We start from the raw sequence: 14755 nt of genomic DNA on the forward strand, positions 1-14755 counted from the left end.
CGCGAGCGAAGTCAAGCGCAATTCCGGTGCGCTTTCGCCCTTGATCAGGCGTCCGTGTCAGGCAAGCATGCCACGAGCCGATCGTACCAGAGGGTCTGATCCGCCGGGGTGAAATGGGCGTTGGCCGGGCTTGGATTGGGCGCGAGAAAGAGCCTTGTCCGCCCAATCCGCGTCTCCTGCAGGCCGAGGCCGGGATCAGATCTTGCGCCGTACAGGGTGCGATGGACCTGACGATAGGCCATGATCCCGTGAAAGCAGGCGATGCGAGGTTGATGACGCTCGAGCTTCGCGACGAGCGCGGCGACGCCCGCCGCGAATTCGGCTGGCGCGAGATCGCCGGCTCGGGCCGTCGCGCGTTTCACGGCGTCCGTGAAGCCGAAGCCATGCGCGAGAAGCATCTGATCATGCGCCGGCAGTAAAAGTTCGGCGCCGATCGCGTCGCGCGCCCTGCGGCTCAGGACGGAGCGCGAGAAGGCTGGCCAAAACCGGTTCGTCTTGCGTGCGAAATAATGCCCTTGCGCGGCGGAATAGGTCGATGGATTGATGCCGACGAAAAGCACGTCGAGCCCGTCCTGAACAAGATCCGGAAGACTCACAGTCGCATCCGTCACAGCGGGCTTTGGCGTCCGCATAGGTTTCTCCCTAATCGACCGGCGTGGGCGCCCGCGCGTCAAGAAACTGTAACAGGAAACGACGATCAATCTCCGCGAGGCGCTGAGGCGCCGCCGCCGCATTCGCGGAGCCATCGGGGGAGCAAATGAAAAATAGGCAAGTGCTGCGCCGGGCGGTCATTGCCCTGGGCGCCGTTGCGTGTTCGCTTGCAGGCGCAAAGGCGGCCGAAGATGGGCCGGCCTCGTCGAGCGGGCTCGAGAAGATCGAGACCATTGTCGTCATCTACGCGGAAAACCGCAGTTTCGACAATCTCTACGGCCATTTCCCCGGCGCCAACGGCCTTGCCAATGTGACGCCGGAAATGGCGCGGCAAACCGATCGAGATGGATCCGTCCTGAAGGAATTGCCGCCGATCTGGGGTGGGCTCACGCCGCCGAATTTCTCTCCGGCGGTCGGCCAGGCCGCAACCGAGCATCTGCCAAACGGCTTTTTCGCGATCGACGATTCCAAAGGGTTGAACACGCCCCTCAGCACGCCGACCAGGGATCTTTGGCATCTTTTTTATCAAAACCAGATGCAAATCAACGGCGGCAAAAACGACCGCTTCGTCGCCTATGGCAATGCCGGCGCCCTACCCATGGGTTATTACGACGGCTCGAAACTGCCGCTCTGGGAGGTCGCGAAGAAATATGTTCTCGCCGATAATTTCTTCATGGCGGCGTTCGGCGGCTCCTTCGTCAATCATTTCTACTTGATCTGCTCTTGCGAGCCCCGATATCCGAGCGCTGACAAAAGCCCGGCCAAAGGGCTGATCGCCGCCGTCGAGAGTGACGGCGTCACCTTGAAGCTCGCGCCGGACTCGCCCAAATCGGCCCTCGATGGTCCGCCCATATTCGTCAACAACGGGACGATCACCCCGGGGCCGGATTTCTACGCCGTGAATACGATGCAGCCGCCGTATCAGCCGAGCGGCGTCAAGCCGGCGTCTGGCGGCGATCCCGCCTATGCTAATCCAGGCGCCGAGACGCGCCTGCCGCCGCAGCAGGATACGACGATCGGAGATCTCCTGCATGACAAAAAGATCGACTGGGCCTGGTACGCGGGCGCCTGGGGCGCGGCCCTCGACGGCAAGCCGATCAACCCGTCGCCGAATTTTCAATTTCACCACCAGCCGTTCAATTATTTCGCCGCCTATGCGCCAGGCACGGAAAAACGCGCCAAGCACTTGCTAGATGGCGGGATCAACGGCGACCTGTTCATTCAGGCGATCGACGCCGGGACGCTGCCCGCCGTGACCTTCTATAAGCCGCAGGGAAGCCTCAACGAGCATCCGGGCTACGCTGAGGTCCTTGCCGGCGACAGGCATATTGCCGAGATCGTTGAACATCTCGAAAAGAGCCCTCAATGGGCGCACATGTTCGTCCTGATCACCTATGACGAAAATGGCGGGTTTTGGGATCATGTCGCGCCGCCCAAGGCGGATCGATGGGGACCCGGCAACCGCATCCCAGCGATCATCGTTTCGCCTTACGCCAAGAAGGGCTTCGTCGACCACACGCTTTACGACACGACCTCGGCGCTGCGGCTGATCACGCGGCGTTTCAATCTCCCGGTTCTCGACGGGCTGAAGGAGCGGGACGCGGCCCTGGAAGCGGCGGGCGGTCAGAAGCTCGGCGACATGACCGGCGCGCTCGATCTGGCGGCACCTTGAGATAGAACAACATCTTCCATCGCTGCCTGCGCGATAAGGAAGCGATCCGCGGGCCGCCTATCCAGAAGGCGGCCTCGTCTCATCCAACGCGGAGCTTCGGCATGAAGGCCCAAATCATCGAGCAACTCGGGCAGAGCGAGATCCTCCTGCCGTCGCTCGTGGCGGAAGGGCTTGCGGCGAATAATCGGGTCAAGGTGCGGATGAGCGCCTTGCAGGCCGCGGCCCAGCATGCGCGCGAGCCGACGCAGGCGCCGATCGATCTTTCGGCGGAATGCGAGGCTGCAGGCCTCGGCCTGGCGGCGATCAAGTCGGTCGTCGGCGGCGCGCGCCTCGGAGCGAATGGCCGGATCGCCATCCCGGAGCTCGCCAAGCTGATGGAGGGCGTCAGCGACGACGTGAAAATCATGATCCGGGCCGTCGAGATCGGCGCGCCGTCCGACGGTCAGGCTGCCATGGAGCGGCTCGCGTTGATCGAGGCCTCGGGCGCGCTGGCGCCGACCGAAGACGTCGAGCCGGCCGCCATCGCCAGGCTGACCGGCGTCTCCGCGACCGGCGGCGACAGTCTTCATCGCCTCGTCATGGACCTGCACAAGGCCCTGAACCGGCTCGCGGCGGACTGCGCCGAGGAAATCCTGGCGGGCGCCCATGTCCATGGCCTGCGCGACGAGGACAGGCCCGCCGTGGAGGCCTTCATGCGCGGCCTCGCGCGCACAGAACCCTTGAAATTCGGCCATCCCGGCCTCGCGACCACGGCGGCGCGCGCGGGCGCGCGCCTGATTATCCAGAATGACATTGGAACGACCGACGCCCATGTGCTCGTGCTGTCGATCGAAGGAACTTCGGTCACTGTGACCCATACGGATGTTCATTTCATTCGCGCCAAGTTTTTCACCAGGCTTTTCGACAAATTTCCCGTGGTGTGGAGCGGCCTCGAGGCCAAGAAGGCGGAGGGCGCCGCGGCCGACGGCGCCTTCTATCTCGTGACCGGTCGGCTCGAGGGCGAAAGCGTCGAGGAGCGCGACAGGTTTCTGGAGGCGATCGGCGCCGCGCTGGTCTTTTTGATCGACTGGAACAAGGCGCGGAAGGTCTTGCGGCTATGGGTTGGAAAGGCGGACGCGATCGGCATTCTCGATTGGGCCGCGCGAAATTCGATCGGCCATCGGGCCTTTCTCGAATTGGGCGGCGCCGAACTCGTCGCCTCGGCGGTGCGCCACGCGATCCCGACGCGCATCGGCTTCGGAGAGCGGCTCGATTCCTCGCTCGGCCGCGATTCGGCGGTGGATTTCCTGCGCACGGTTCTTCGGGTCTCGACCGAAGCCTTGCTCGAGGGGCGATCGGTGCGGCTGGTCAGGGACAGCATCGAAGCCGATCTCGTCCGCAGGCTCGAGCGGGTCGAGAGCATGCTGCTCGCGATTGTCGTTCGTCAGTGCGGGCTCGCGCGCGAAATCGCGGCGGCGCTCGTGGCCAATATCGCCGAGCGGCGATCGGGACGGCCGGTCAATGGGGCGGCCATGGCGGCCTTCGCGCGCCGCGTCGAGGAAAAGGCCGACCGCATCGCGATCGAGGCGCGTAACGAGGTTTCGCGTTTCGGCGCCGACGCGAATATCGAGGAGCTCGTCAATGGCGTCGAGGCGGCGATCGACGAATTGGAGCAGGCCGCTTTCATCGCCTCGCTCATGCCGGCCGGCGTCGAAGCGGCGCTGTTGCGGCCGCTCTCCGAGCTTTGCGCCGCCGCCGTCGCGGGCGCTGAAGCGGCGGCTTCCGGCGTCGCCGCTGCGGCCGAGGCGCCGGAAGGCCGGCGCGCCGATTCGGAGGATGCGCTCGCCGCCGTCGCCCGGCTGATCGACGTCGAGCATGCGGCAGACGCGTCGGAGCGGAGCGTGACCGCGCTGGTCCTCTCCGGCGGGCTCGACCTCACGACCGCCCTCTCCGTTCTCGAGCTGGCGCGGGCGATCGAGCGGGCGACCGATCGGCTGGCCGGGTTCGGGCACCGTCTGCGTCAGCACGTTCTCGCCGATCTCGCGGCGTGAAAAAGCTGATCTGGCGCGCGCCCGACGAATGACCTGTCGCGAAGGAATGAATTAGGAAGGGCAGCATGATGCAGATCGTCCGCATTGGCGATGGGTCGACCGAACGCCATACCGCCGATCATATCGGCGCAAAGGCCGCCAACCTCGCGGGCATGGCTTCGCTCGGCCTGCCCGTGCCCCCGGCCTTCGTTCTGCCGGTCAAGCTCTGCGCGGCGGTCATCGAAGGAGACCCTCACGCCGAGCGCCATTTGATCGATGGTCTGCGCGAGGGCGTCGCTTTTCTGGAAGGCGTCACCGGCAAGCGGTTCGGCGATCGGCGCGCGCCGCTTCTCGTGTCGGTGCGCTCCGGCGCCGCCCGATCCATGCCCGGCATGCTCGACACCGTGCTCGATGTCGGCTGCAGCCTGGCGGCGGTTCGTGGCCTCATTCGCCAGACGGGCAATCCGAGATTCGCCTGGGATTGCCGCAGGCGCTTCCTCGAAGGCTATTCCAGCGTCGCGCTTGGGCTCGATCCGGCGCCTTTCTCGGCGGAGCTGACGCGGATCATCAGCGCCGAAGGGGCCGAGAACGATCGCCAGCTCGATTGCGAGGCGCTCGAACGCCTCGCCATGGCCTATCATGATCTCGTCGAGGACGATTGTCCTTCCGAGGATCCCGAGGCGCAGCTGCTCGGCGCCGCCCGCGCGGTCTATCGCTCCTGGATGAGCGAGCGCGCTTGCGCCTATCGGCGCATGGAAAATCTCGAGCATCTGCGCGGGACGGCGGTGGCGGTTCAGGCCATGGTCTTCGGCAACAGAGGCTTGACGTCGGGAGCGGGGGTCGCCTTCTCGCGCGATCCGTCCAATGGGGCCGTCGAGCCGGTGATCGACATATTGTTCGACGCCCAGGGCGAGGATGTCGTGTCCGGCCGCGTCACGCCTTTGACAGAGGCGGCGCTCGTCGACGCGCTGCCCGCGGTCGCCGTGGATCTTCGCGACATTCTCGCGCGCCTCGAACGCGAATATGAGGACGTTCAGGACATCGAGTTCACCATTGAGAACGGCAAGTTATGGATTCTTCAAACCCGCGCGGCGAAGCGCACGCCACGCGCCGCCCTGCGGATCGCCGTCGATCTCGTCCATGAGGGCTTGATCACGCCGCATGAGGCCTTGCGCCGCCTCAAGTGCGTAAATATCGACTCTATCGTCAACGCCAGCCTCGATGGGGCCGGCAAGCCGATTGCGCGCGGCGTCGCGGCGTCTTCCGGCATTGCGGTGGGGCGCGCGGCTTTCGATACGGCCGGGGCCGAACGGCTGGCCGGAGCGGGAGACGCCGTGATCCTTATGCGGCCGACCATGACGACGGACGATGTCGCGGGTTTCGCCGTCGCCGCCGGAATCCTGACGGCTGTGGGCGGACGCACCGCTCACGCCGCGCTTGTGGCGCGGCAGATGGGCAAGCCTTGCATCGTCGGCTGCGCCATCAATTTCGACGCCTCGGCCCGGAAAGCCCAAATCGGCGCCGCGGTCATCCAGGAGGGAGACTGGCTTTCAATCGACGGAGACGCCGGCGCGGTCTATCTCGGCCGCGGCAAGATCGTCGAGCAACGTCCCGACGACGAACTGGCCGAATTCGCGCGCTGGCGCAGCGGCGCGCATCATCGCGCGCCCCGATCCGAACCCGCTTCTAACTGTTGAGCCGGATCGAGTTGGCGGAGGCCGTTTGAAAATTCTCGAATGCTTCAAAAGCTCTCATGGCGAGCGGCTGTCTTGCTCGTCAAATCTTGATGCTCGGCTATCGCGGCGATCAGGTCTTTAAATTGTTCAAACTCGGCCAGGGCCGACTTTGAAAGGGTTGTCTCCGCCACAAGCGCGTCAGCGCAGCGGAACGACAAGCGTCCCGCTCGCGCCGCAAAGAGCCGGCTCAAATATAATCGACCGAGGCGACCTGGAACGTGTGGGCTGCGCCGTCCTCGCGAATTGCGACATAGGTCCCGATGGCGAATTGGTCACTCTCGAGATGAAGCGCGTTTTCGTCTTCCGCTTGCGGCGGATTGGCGTAATGAAACGACCAGCGGCCATGCTTGTGTTGGAGACGGCCGATCTCGTCGACCTCACCCTCGCGGAAGCGCACCACCCGGCAAAGGTCGCGATGCGCTCGCCACGTCTCGACGTCGATCCGCGCTTCCTTATCCAGCGGTATGACGAGGATGTAGCCATCGCGGGCGTTGCCGCCCGGATGGCCTTTCTCGCGCGCGAGCTCGAGCCGGATGCGGCGAAAATTATGCGGATAGTCTTTGCGCTCCGTCGGCGGACGCGCAGGGGCGTGGGTCAAGACGCATTCTCCTTTTAGAGCGCGTTCCGATTGGATGGAATCATCCAATCGATAAGAACTCGCTCCAGATCAATAAGTTGGAACATGCTTTAGGCGGCCTGCTTGGTGCAGGCCGCGCGGACCTCCTCCATGATCCGGCCGGTTTCGACGCCATAATCGTCGGTCGCCGTCCGCATGAATTGCGATTGCGCCTCCATGAATTCCGGAACATTGGCGCAATGATTGACGCGCGAAAGATAGTCGGCTTGCGCCAGGAGCCGCCTCGCCGTGAAGCGCAAGGTTTCGCCGGCCACCGCCAGGGGCAGACGCAGAAAAGCGTCATTCCACCACGCAGTGAGGCTCGCGGCGGGAAGCGGCGGCTCCATCCGGGCGAAGCCGAGGCCGTGCTCTGTCGAACTCGCATTGGTCATCGCCATTCTCCTTCGGGTTTGTTGACCGTTTCGCCCACCAAAACCGAAGCAAATTGCTTTGATAAGCGCCTTGATTTGGATCAGTTTGCCGGGTGCGGAATCGATATGCGCGTGGAGGGGGCGTTTGGCTGCGCGCGTGAGCCGAGGGCGCTCATGCGGAACGCGCGTGGGGCAGTTGCGGCGCCTGCTTCGGCGGTGTTTTTTGGATCGGCGGAAAATCCTCGGCGGTGATCGCCTCTTTCTCCAGCAGAAGCTCGGCGCCCTTGTCGAGATCGGCGCGGCGCCGCTTGAGAATGTCGCGCGCCTCGATGAAAGCCTCGCTCACGATGTCTCGCACGCTGACGTCGATCTCGCGCAGCGTCGCTTCCGAAGCCGCCGGCTTGTCGCGTGATTGCGCCTGATCGAGGAAAAATTGGGGTGACGCCCGGTAGGTGCGCTGTCCGACCGTTTGCGCCATGCCGTAGAGCGTTGTCATCTCAAGGGCGATGTCGGTCGCACGCTGGAGATCGTCGGCGGCGCCGGTCGAGATGTCGCCGTCGAACAACAGCGACTCGGCGGCGCGTCCGCCGAGCAGAACGGTGATGCGGTGGCGCAATTCGCTTGCGGCGAGGACGAAGCGATCCTCGGTCGGGCGCTGGATCGTGTAGCCGAGCGCGCCGACGCCGCGCGGGATGATCGAGACCTTCAGCACCGGGTCGACGTCAGGCAGGGTGGCGGCGACAAGCGCATGGCCCATCTCGTGATAGGCGACGCGCCGCCGCTCCGGCGCAGACAGGATTCGACTCTTCTTCTCGATCCCCGCGATGACGCGCTCGATCGCGGCGGTGAAATCCGCCGCCGTCGTCGCCGCGCTTTTGCGGCGCGTCGCGATGACCGCGGCCTCGTTGACGAGATTGGCGAGATCGGCGCCGGTGAAGCCAGTGGTCATGCCCGCGATCTGATCGAGATCGACCGCCGGGTCGAGGACGATCTTCCGCGCGTGAACTTTCAGGATCTCCGAACGCCCGATCCGGTCCGGGCGGTCGACCAGCACTTGCCGATCGAAACGGCCGGCGCGGAGCAGCGCCGGGTCGAGAATCTCGGGCCGGTTCGTCGCCGCGAGCAGGATGACTCCGATCGAAGGATCGAAGCCGTCGAGCTCGGCGAGAAGCTGGTTGAGCGTCTGCTCTTTTTCATCGACGCCGCCGATCCCGCCGACCGAACGCGACCGCCCGAGCGCGTCGAGTTCGTCGATGAAGATGATGCAAGGCGCCGCCTTGCGCGCCTGCTCGAAGAGGTCGCGGACGCGGGCGGCGCCGACGCCGACGAACATTTCGACGAATTCCGAGCCCGAGATCGAGAAGAAGGCGACGCCGGCCTCGCCGGCGACGGCGCGCGCGAGCAGCGTCTTGCCGGTGCCCGGCGGGCCGACGAGGAGAATGCCTTTCGGGGCGCGGGCGCCCAGCCGGCCGAAGGATTTCGGGTCTCTAAGGAAGGAGACGACTTCCTGGAGCTCGAACTTGGCCTCGTCGACGCCGGCCACGTCCTTGAACGTGACCTTGGTGTCGGTTTCGACATAGACTTTTGCATGCGACTTGCCGATCGTCATCAAGCCGCCCAACCCCTGTTTCTCGGCGAAGCCGCGAAACAGAAACACCCAGAGCAAATAGAAGAGCAGCGCCGGGATGATCCAGGCGAAGATCCAGCTCAAGACGCCGGAGGAGGGCGCGCCAGTGACCTTTATTCCTTCAGCGGACAGCTTGTCGGCGAGCGTGGGATCGACCCGGGCCGTGACGAATTTGCTGACGCCGGTGGATTTCGGCGTCTTGAGCTCGCCTTGGATCATGTCCGATCCGATCACTACTTCGGACACTTGCTTGTCGGCGACGAGCTTTTCAAACTCGCTGTAAGGGATCGTCTCAGTCTGCTGATAAGTGCTCCAGGCCTGCTGAAGCAGCAGGACGCCGAGAACGGCGGCGATGAAATACCAAATCGCCCAGGTCTGCTTGCGACTATCGAACGCCATGACGCCCTCGCCTCCAATGCCCCTCGCAATGTCCTTCGATCGGCGCGCCGAAGCCGCCGGGCGAGCGCTCTTTACCTAGATGCGGAGCGGCTTTCGCAGGCTGATCTGGATCAAGCTCCAGCCGCTAGATTTGGAGCCGGCGGGCGGAACATCAAGGAGTTATGATGACTCTGCTCGACGCACGGCCTCGAAACTCGGAGGCGGCGCCGCTTTCGGCCAAAATTGGCCCTTATGACGGGCGCTGATCTCGAAATGGCGCTCTCGATCCCGCGAGAAATCCTCATGCAGCCTAAAACCCTACGCTTACGCCTCACCCGTCTTGCGCGATCAGCAGCGCCGCCCACCCGCAGGGGGTTCGGTCCGCCTCCCGTGGCCTTTGCTTTGGGCGCCTTATTCGCGGCCGCGGTGTTTTGTCTCGGAGGAGCAAGATGCGCCTTCGCCGCGCCCGAGGCGGCCGCGCCAGGCGCGGACGTCTATGTTGCGCCGAACGGCAATGACGCATGGACGGGCGAGTCGCCTAACCCGAACGGTAAGAAAGGGCCTGTGGCGACGCTCCACCGCGCGAAGGAGATCATCGCAGAGAAGCTCGCCGCCGAGGGCGGACGCGCGCGTGATTGGACCGTGATGTTTCGCGGCGGGACCTATGCGCTCGCCGCAAAAGAAATATTCGCCTCGGCCGATTCCGCCGGCCCCGGCCATGTCGTGAGTTATGCGTCTTATCCGGGAGAATCGGCGGTGATCAGCGCCGGCCGGGTTCTCAAAGGTTTCGCCCTCGATCCTGCGACCGGTTTTTGGACGCTCCGCATTCCCGAGGTCGCGGCCGGCTCATGGTATTTCGGCGAGATTTGGGTCAATGGCAAGCGCGCGAAATGGCCGATCAGGCCGCTTCCCGGCCACGACCGCTTTCACGTCGCGGCGCAGGTGGAAAGTTCCGGCTCGGCGGCGGCCGACCTGCTGAAGCCGGCGGACCATGGCGATCGGATGACCATCGTCGCGCATTCCGCAGCTGCGCGTCCAACCAACACGGATCGCTTCGGTTTCAATACGGGCGAGATCAACGCGCGCTGGACGAATTTGACCGACGTCATGATTCGCATGGCGCTGCCGGCGCCCGCCGACAATCTTCTCCACATCAAATCGGTCGACGAAGCCAACCACATTGTGGCCTTGACGGCGCATGCGCTGGGCGATTCCATGCCTGCCGGACAATCCTGGCGAAGGGAGAATGTCTACGAAGATCTCGGAACCGAGTCGCAAGTCGGAGAAATGTATCTCGACCGTAAGTCCGGCGTCTTGACATATGTTCCGCGCCCGGGCGAAACGCCGTCGAGCGCGACGGTCGTCGCACCCTATGCGGCGGAATTGATCCTGATCTCGAACGCGCGGCAATTTGGAACGCCCGGAAATCTCGTCGGCCGGATTTCTTTTTCGAATATCTCCTTCGCCCACACCAATTCCCCGATGTTGAGCACCGGTTATGTTGGGGCGGTCACCAATTGCTTTGAGAATCCCTTGGCGGCGATCACGGTTGTCGGCGGGACAGGCGTCACGCTCGACCATGTGACGCTGACGCATCTTGGCGAGGCGGCGGTCATGTTCGGCCCGGGCTCGGGCGGAAACGCGATCAAGAACAGCGTTTTGCAGGACATCGGCTCTTCGGCGATCATCGCCGGCAACGAGCCGCGGCGCAATAAGGAGCGATACCCGGATAATTTCCTCAATGGTCCGAGCACGCCGGAGTGGAGGGTCGGGCCGGTGACCGTCTCCAATAATCTGATCGAGGATTTCGGCCATGTGATCTTGAACTCGCTGGCCGTATTCGCGGGCCGCGGCGTCGCGAATTCGGTCATCTCGCATAATGAGATCAGTCACGGCCCGGCCTGGGCCATGTGGATGGGCTCCGATCCCGGCTGGTATGGCGCCGGCCAAAAAGACCCTTTGTTCCCTGGGCCGACGAACAATGTCATTTCATGGAACTATATCCATGATCTGGGCGACGGCGGCGACACTACCGCGCAGGACTGGGGAGCGATCTATACGGTCGGGCCATTGGATGGAACGGTCATAGAATATAACAAAACCGCGCATATCACGACATCAACGCATCCCTCATGGTACGGACGCAGGTTGAACGCCCATGGCCGGGACGGGATGATCCTCTACAATGACGATCATACACATGGGCTCACGATCCGGAATAATGTCTTCGCCGGGAGCCAGAATTTCCTTCACTCGTTCAAGGGCACAGGCAATGTGCTCGACAACAATATCTTCTACTCGAAGAACGACGCATCGGCCTATCTAGGCCCGCAAATTTTCAACATGCTCAACTGGCAGCATTACCCTGCCGAGCAGGGCCAAGCCTTCGCAACCTTGACCCATAATCTCTATGTCGTCGATCGAGGAGACTCGAGCGCCGTGCCGGTTCTTTATTTTCCCGTCAAGTCGACGGGGAGCACGGTGACGCCCGATGTCGTGACATCCGATAACAACCTTTATTTTCAGGTAGGCGCGACGATCTCCAATTTCGCCTCCAACGCGACGCTCGCGAATTGGAAAACCGAATTCGGCCAGGACGCTCATTCGCTCTTCAACGTCGATCCGCTCTTCGTGAACCCGGCCGCGGGAGATTTCAGGTTGAAACCGGGGAGCCCGGCTCTGGGGATCGGGTTCGTTCCGTTCGATCTCTCCGCGGCGGGGCGCAAATAGGAAAGCGCAGCGCAGGCGATTTATGGATCCTTGCCGGTGGTCCGCGCGAGCAGCCGCAGCGCCTTGACGAGATGCGGCCGGTCGAGCATTGCGCCGTCGAGGCTCACGACGCCCATGTCGGGCTCCGCGGCGAAGGCGGCGACGATGGCGCGGGCTCTGGCGATGGCCTGAGGCGACGGCGTCAGAGCCTCATTGATAACCGCGACTTGCGCCGGATGAATGGCCATTTTAGCCGCGAAGCCGTCGCGCCTCGCCATATCGCATTCCTTGCGGAGGCCCTGGAGGTCGTGGAAATCGGGATAGATGGCGTCGATCGCCAGCGCGTCCGCGGCGTTCGCCGCCAGCAGCGTGAGCGTGCGCGCGAGCGCATAGGGCGCCGTGTAGGCGCCGTCATCGCCTCGGCTCGTCTCAGAGCCGAGGCAGGCGGAGAGATCCTCGGCGCCCCAAGCGAGGCCGACGAGGCGGCGGCTCGCGCCCGCGTAGCCGCCCATGTTGAAGAGCGACCCCGCGGTCTCGGTGACGATCGCGATGACGCGCGTCGCGCCGTCGGTAAGATCGCATTCGGCTTCTTTGACCGCGAGCCTGGCGCCGAGATGCTGGAGGGCGGCGGCGTCGACGCATTTCGGCAGCAGGACCCCATCCGGGCCGCCCGGCATGATTGCGTCGAGATCGGCGTCGACCAGCCCGGAGTCGAGCGCATTGACGCGGACATAGAGTAGGGCGCGCGGCGCCGCGCGCTTCGCGGTTTGGAGGAAGTCGAAAGCCAATCGCCGAGCCGCCGCCTTGTTGGCGAGCGTCACGGAATCCTCGAGATCAATCGCCAGGCAGTCCGCGCCGGATGAGAGGGCCTTCGCGAGCTTTCTCTCGCTGTCGGCGGGGACGAAGAGAAGAGAGCGCATGAGACGCCTCGGTTCAATTCAGGCGGCAACGCGCCTCGGTCTTCGACGCCGGCGTCTTACGGACCGGCGCCGCGATCTCAAGCCGGCCTTTTCTTCATGAAAGCCTGGCGCCGGCATTCTGCGACGAGAGCGCCGTCCTGGCGATAGGCGCGATGGATGAATTCGACGATTCCCGCGTCGGCGCGCGAGTTCGACATGCGCTTCGCGGCAATCTCGGTCGTCACATGGATGGTGTCGCCTTCGAAGAGCGGCGCTGGAAACTTGACTTCGGTCATGCCGAGATTGGCGATGGTCGTGCCGAGCGTCAGGTCGTTGACCGAGATGCCGATCATGAGCCCGAGCGTGAAAAGCGAGTTCATCAAGGGCCGTCCCCACTCGGTTTCCGTCGCGCAAAAATGCGCGTCTATATGCAGCGGCTGGGGATTGAGGGTCATGTTGGAGAACAACATATTGTCCATTTGGGTGACCGTTCTGGTCAGGCGATGCGCGACTTTGGCGCCGACGACGAAATCCTCGTAATAGAGTCCGCCGCGCGGGCTACGGAGGGCGCCGAAGACCCAATCGCCTTGCGCGTCATCGCTCATCCGCCGCGCTCCGCATTAGGCCGGCGAGCTTGGCGTAATGCAACAGCAGGATCGTCTTGGCGTCGATGATTTCGCCGCTGTCGATCATGGCGAGGGCTTCGTCGAACGTCGGCTCCAACACCTCGATGTCCTCGTCTTCCTCTTCGAGGCCGCCGCCGTCGCTCATTCGATCCGCCGGTGAATATTCCGCGATGAAAAAGGTGAGCCTCTCGCAAAAGGCGCCGGGGCTCATATAGGCCTCGAATAGCCGCTTGGGATGGTGGACGGCGAAGCCGGTCTCCTCCTCCGCCTCCTTGACGATTCTCGCCTCGGCGTCGGCGCCTTCGAGCTTGCCGGCGCAAACTTCGATCAGGCCGTCGTGCCCGCCCGAGAGAAAAGCCGGCGCGCGAAATTGGCGAATGAGCACGACGCGGGAGCGCGTCGGATCATAGAGGAGGATCGCGGCGCCGTCGCCTGTGTCATAGACTTCGCGGCTCATGCTTTGCGGGCGGCCGTCGTAGCGCCGGCGCTCGAAGGAAATCTTCTCGAGCAGGCCGCGCCCGCGCGCAAGCAGCTGGCGGCTGAGGATGCGGATGCCATCGACCATGTCTCAATATCCGAATTGCTCGCGCAGGATCTGCTCGTTGAGCGAATGGCCGGGATCGTGGAGCAGCACGAGCCCGGTCGCATGATCCATCGAGACCGTGACCTTGACGATGTTCTTCAGCTCGAAATGATCGGCGACCGCGGCGACCGGCCGCTTGTCCGACTCGAGGACGTCGATCGTGATCTGCATCTTGTCGGAAAGCAGCGCGCCGCGCCAGCCGCGCGGCCGAAAGGCCGAGATCGGCGTCAGCGCCACCATGGTCGCGTCCAGGGGAAGGATCGGCCCATGCGCCGAAAGATTATAGGCGGTCGAGCCCACGGGCGTCGCAACCAGGAGGCCGTCGGCGGCGAGTTCGCCGAGCCTCTCCCTGCCGTCGATCGACACCCGCATTTTCGCGACCTGATAGGATTGGCGCATGAGCGACACCTCGTTGATCGCCCGCGCCTTGACGATCTCGCCTTCCATGTCGATCGCCTTCATCAGCAGGGGATGGACCACCGAGGCCTCAGCCTCGTCGAGGCGCTGGATGAGGTCGGGACCATGAAATTCATTCATGAGAAATCCGACCGTGCCGCGATTCATCCCATAGATCGGCTTGTTCGCGCCCATGAAGCGATGCAGCGTGCGCAGCATGAGGCCGTCGCCGCCGAGGGCGACGATGACGTCGGCGGCGTCCGGATGGACATTGCCATAACGCGCGACGAGCTCATGCAGCGCGGCCGTCGCTTCCGGCGCGCCAGAAGAAAGAAAGGCGATGCGCTCGAAGCGGTGCTTCGCGCTGTTTTCGGCGGCCATAATCTCCCGCTCCGACCCTTCGAGTTCCAGCGACGCCTTTCGGTCGGACGTTCTATCCGATTGGGATTAGCTTTCGAGCTGCGCCTTGACATAAACGTAAG

At 63.8% G+C, this 14755-nt stretch carries 12 protein-coding genes; 4 read left to right on the forward strand and 8 right to left on the reverse strand.

The annotated features are described in order from the left end of the window. Positions 1 to 44 precede the first annotated feature (44 nt). Positions 45 to 632: a mismatch-specific DNA-glycosylase gene (locus tag METAC_RS24390; RefSeq protein WP_051335669.1), complete on the reverse strand. Its 588-nt coding sequence runs from the start codon at positions 630 to 632 to the stop codon at positions 45 to 47. A 125-nt stretch (positions 633 to 757) separates the two neighbouring features. Here METAC_RS24390 and acpA point away from each other — a divergent pair, with 125 nt between their 5' ends. The 3 genes from acpA (at position 758) to METAC_RS24395 (ending at position 6029) form a co-directional block, all read left to right on the forward strand. After that, a complete protein-coding gene (acpA, locus tag METAC_RS0117925) occupies positions 758 to 2323 on the forward strand; it encodes an acid phosphatase (RefSeq protein WP_026608085.1) in 1566 nt (521 codons plus the stop codon). 101 nt (positions 2324 to 2424) lie between these two features. After that, the gene (locus tag METAC_RS0117930) at positions 2425 to 4353 is read left to right on the forward strand and encodes a hypothetical protein (protein WP_026608086.1); all 1929 of its coding nucleotides are present in this window, start codon (positions 2425 to 2427) and stop codon (positions 4351 to 4353) included. Positions 4354 to 4421: 68 nt separating this feature from the next. After that, positions 4422 to 6029 (forward strand): PEP/pyruvate-binding domain-containing protein, encoded by a 1608-nt coding sequence (locus tag METAC_RS24395; protein WP_036256772.1) that lies wholly within the window; start codon positions 4422 to 4424, stop codon positions 6027 to 6029. A gap of 226 nt (positions 6030 to 6255) precedes the next feature. On the opposite strand, the gene METAC_RS24400 is transcribed toward METAC_RS24395, so the two are convergent. The 3 genes from METAC_RS24400 to ftsH form a co-directional block, all read right to left on the reverse strand. Then, positions 6256 to 6666, reverse strand: a complete 411-nt coding sequence (locus METAC_RS24400; protein ID WP_036256773.1) for a Rieske (2Fe-2S) protein — start codon at positions 6664 to 6666, stop codon at positions 6256 to 6258. Between the two features lie 89 nt (positions 6667 to 6755). Beyond that, complete coding sequence (locus METAC_RS24405; protein ID WP_156898270.1) at positions 6756 to 7076, reverse strand: hypothetical protein; 321 nt, start codon at positions 7074 to 7076, stop codon at positions 6756 to 6758. A 151-nt stretch (positions 7077 to 7227) separates the two neighbouring features. Beyond that, positions 7228 to 9081, reverse strand: coding sequence for an ATP-dependent zinc metalloprotease FtsH (gene ftsH, locus METAC_RS0117955; protein ID WP_026608088.1), 1854 nt, complete (start codon positions 9079 to 9081; stop codon positions 7228 to 7230). 282 nt (positions 9082 to 9363) lie between these two features. Here ftsH and METAC_RS0117965 point away from each other — a divergent pair, with 282 nt between their 5' ends. Beyond that, positions 9364 to 11790 carry a hypothetical protein gene (locus tag METAC_RS0117965; RefSeq protein WP_156898271.1) on the forward strand — a complete coding sequence of 809 codons (2427 nt, stop codon included), beginning with the start codon at positions 9364 to 9366 and terminating at the stop codon, positions 11788 to 11790. Positions 11791 to 11810: 20 nt separating this feature from the next. Here METAC_RS0117965 and METAC_RS0117970 read toward each other — a convergent pair whose 3' ends face one another. From METAC_RS0117970 to METAC_RS0117985, 4 genes are all read right to left on the reverse strand, one after another. Beyond that, positions 11811 to 12689 carry an HpcH/HpaI aldolase/citrate lyase family protein gene (locus METAC_RS0117970; protein ID WP_026608090.1) on the reverse strand — a complete coding sequence of 293 codons (879 nt, stop codon included), beginning with the start codon at positions 12687 to 12689 and terminating at the stop codon, positions 11811 to 11813. Between the two features lie 77 nt (positions 12690 to 12766). Then, positions 12767 to 13273, reverse strand: a complete 507-nt coding sequence (locus METAC_RS0117975) for a MaoC family dehydratase (protein ID WP_026608091.1) — start codon at positions 13271 to 13273, stop codon at positions 12767 to 12769. Continuing rightward, the gene (locus tag METAC_RS0117980) at positions 13263 to 13859 is read right to left on the reverse strand and encodes an NUDIX domain-containing protein (RefSeq protein ID WP_026608092.1); all 597 of its coding nucleotides are present in this window, start codon (positions 13857 to 13859) and stop codon (positions 13263 to 13265) included. The genes METAC_RS0117975 and METAC_RS0117980 overlap by 11 nt, the downstream gene beginning before the upstream one ends. A gap of 3 nt (positions 13860 to 13862) precedes the next feature. Beyond that, on the reverse strand, positions 13863 to 14654 hold the full coding sequence (locus METAC_RS0117985) for an NAD kinase (RefSeq protein ID WP_026608093.1): 792 nt from the start codon (positions 14652 to 14654) through the stop codon (positions 13863 to 13865). Positions 14655 to 14755 lie beyond the last annotated feature (101 nt).

Source organism: Methylocapsa acidiphila B2 (assembly GCF_000427445.1).
GTDB lineage: Bacteria > Pseudomonadota > Alphaproteobacteria > Rhizobiales > Beijerinckiaceae > Methylocapsa > Methylocapsa acidiphila.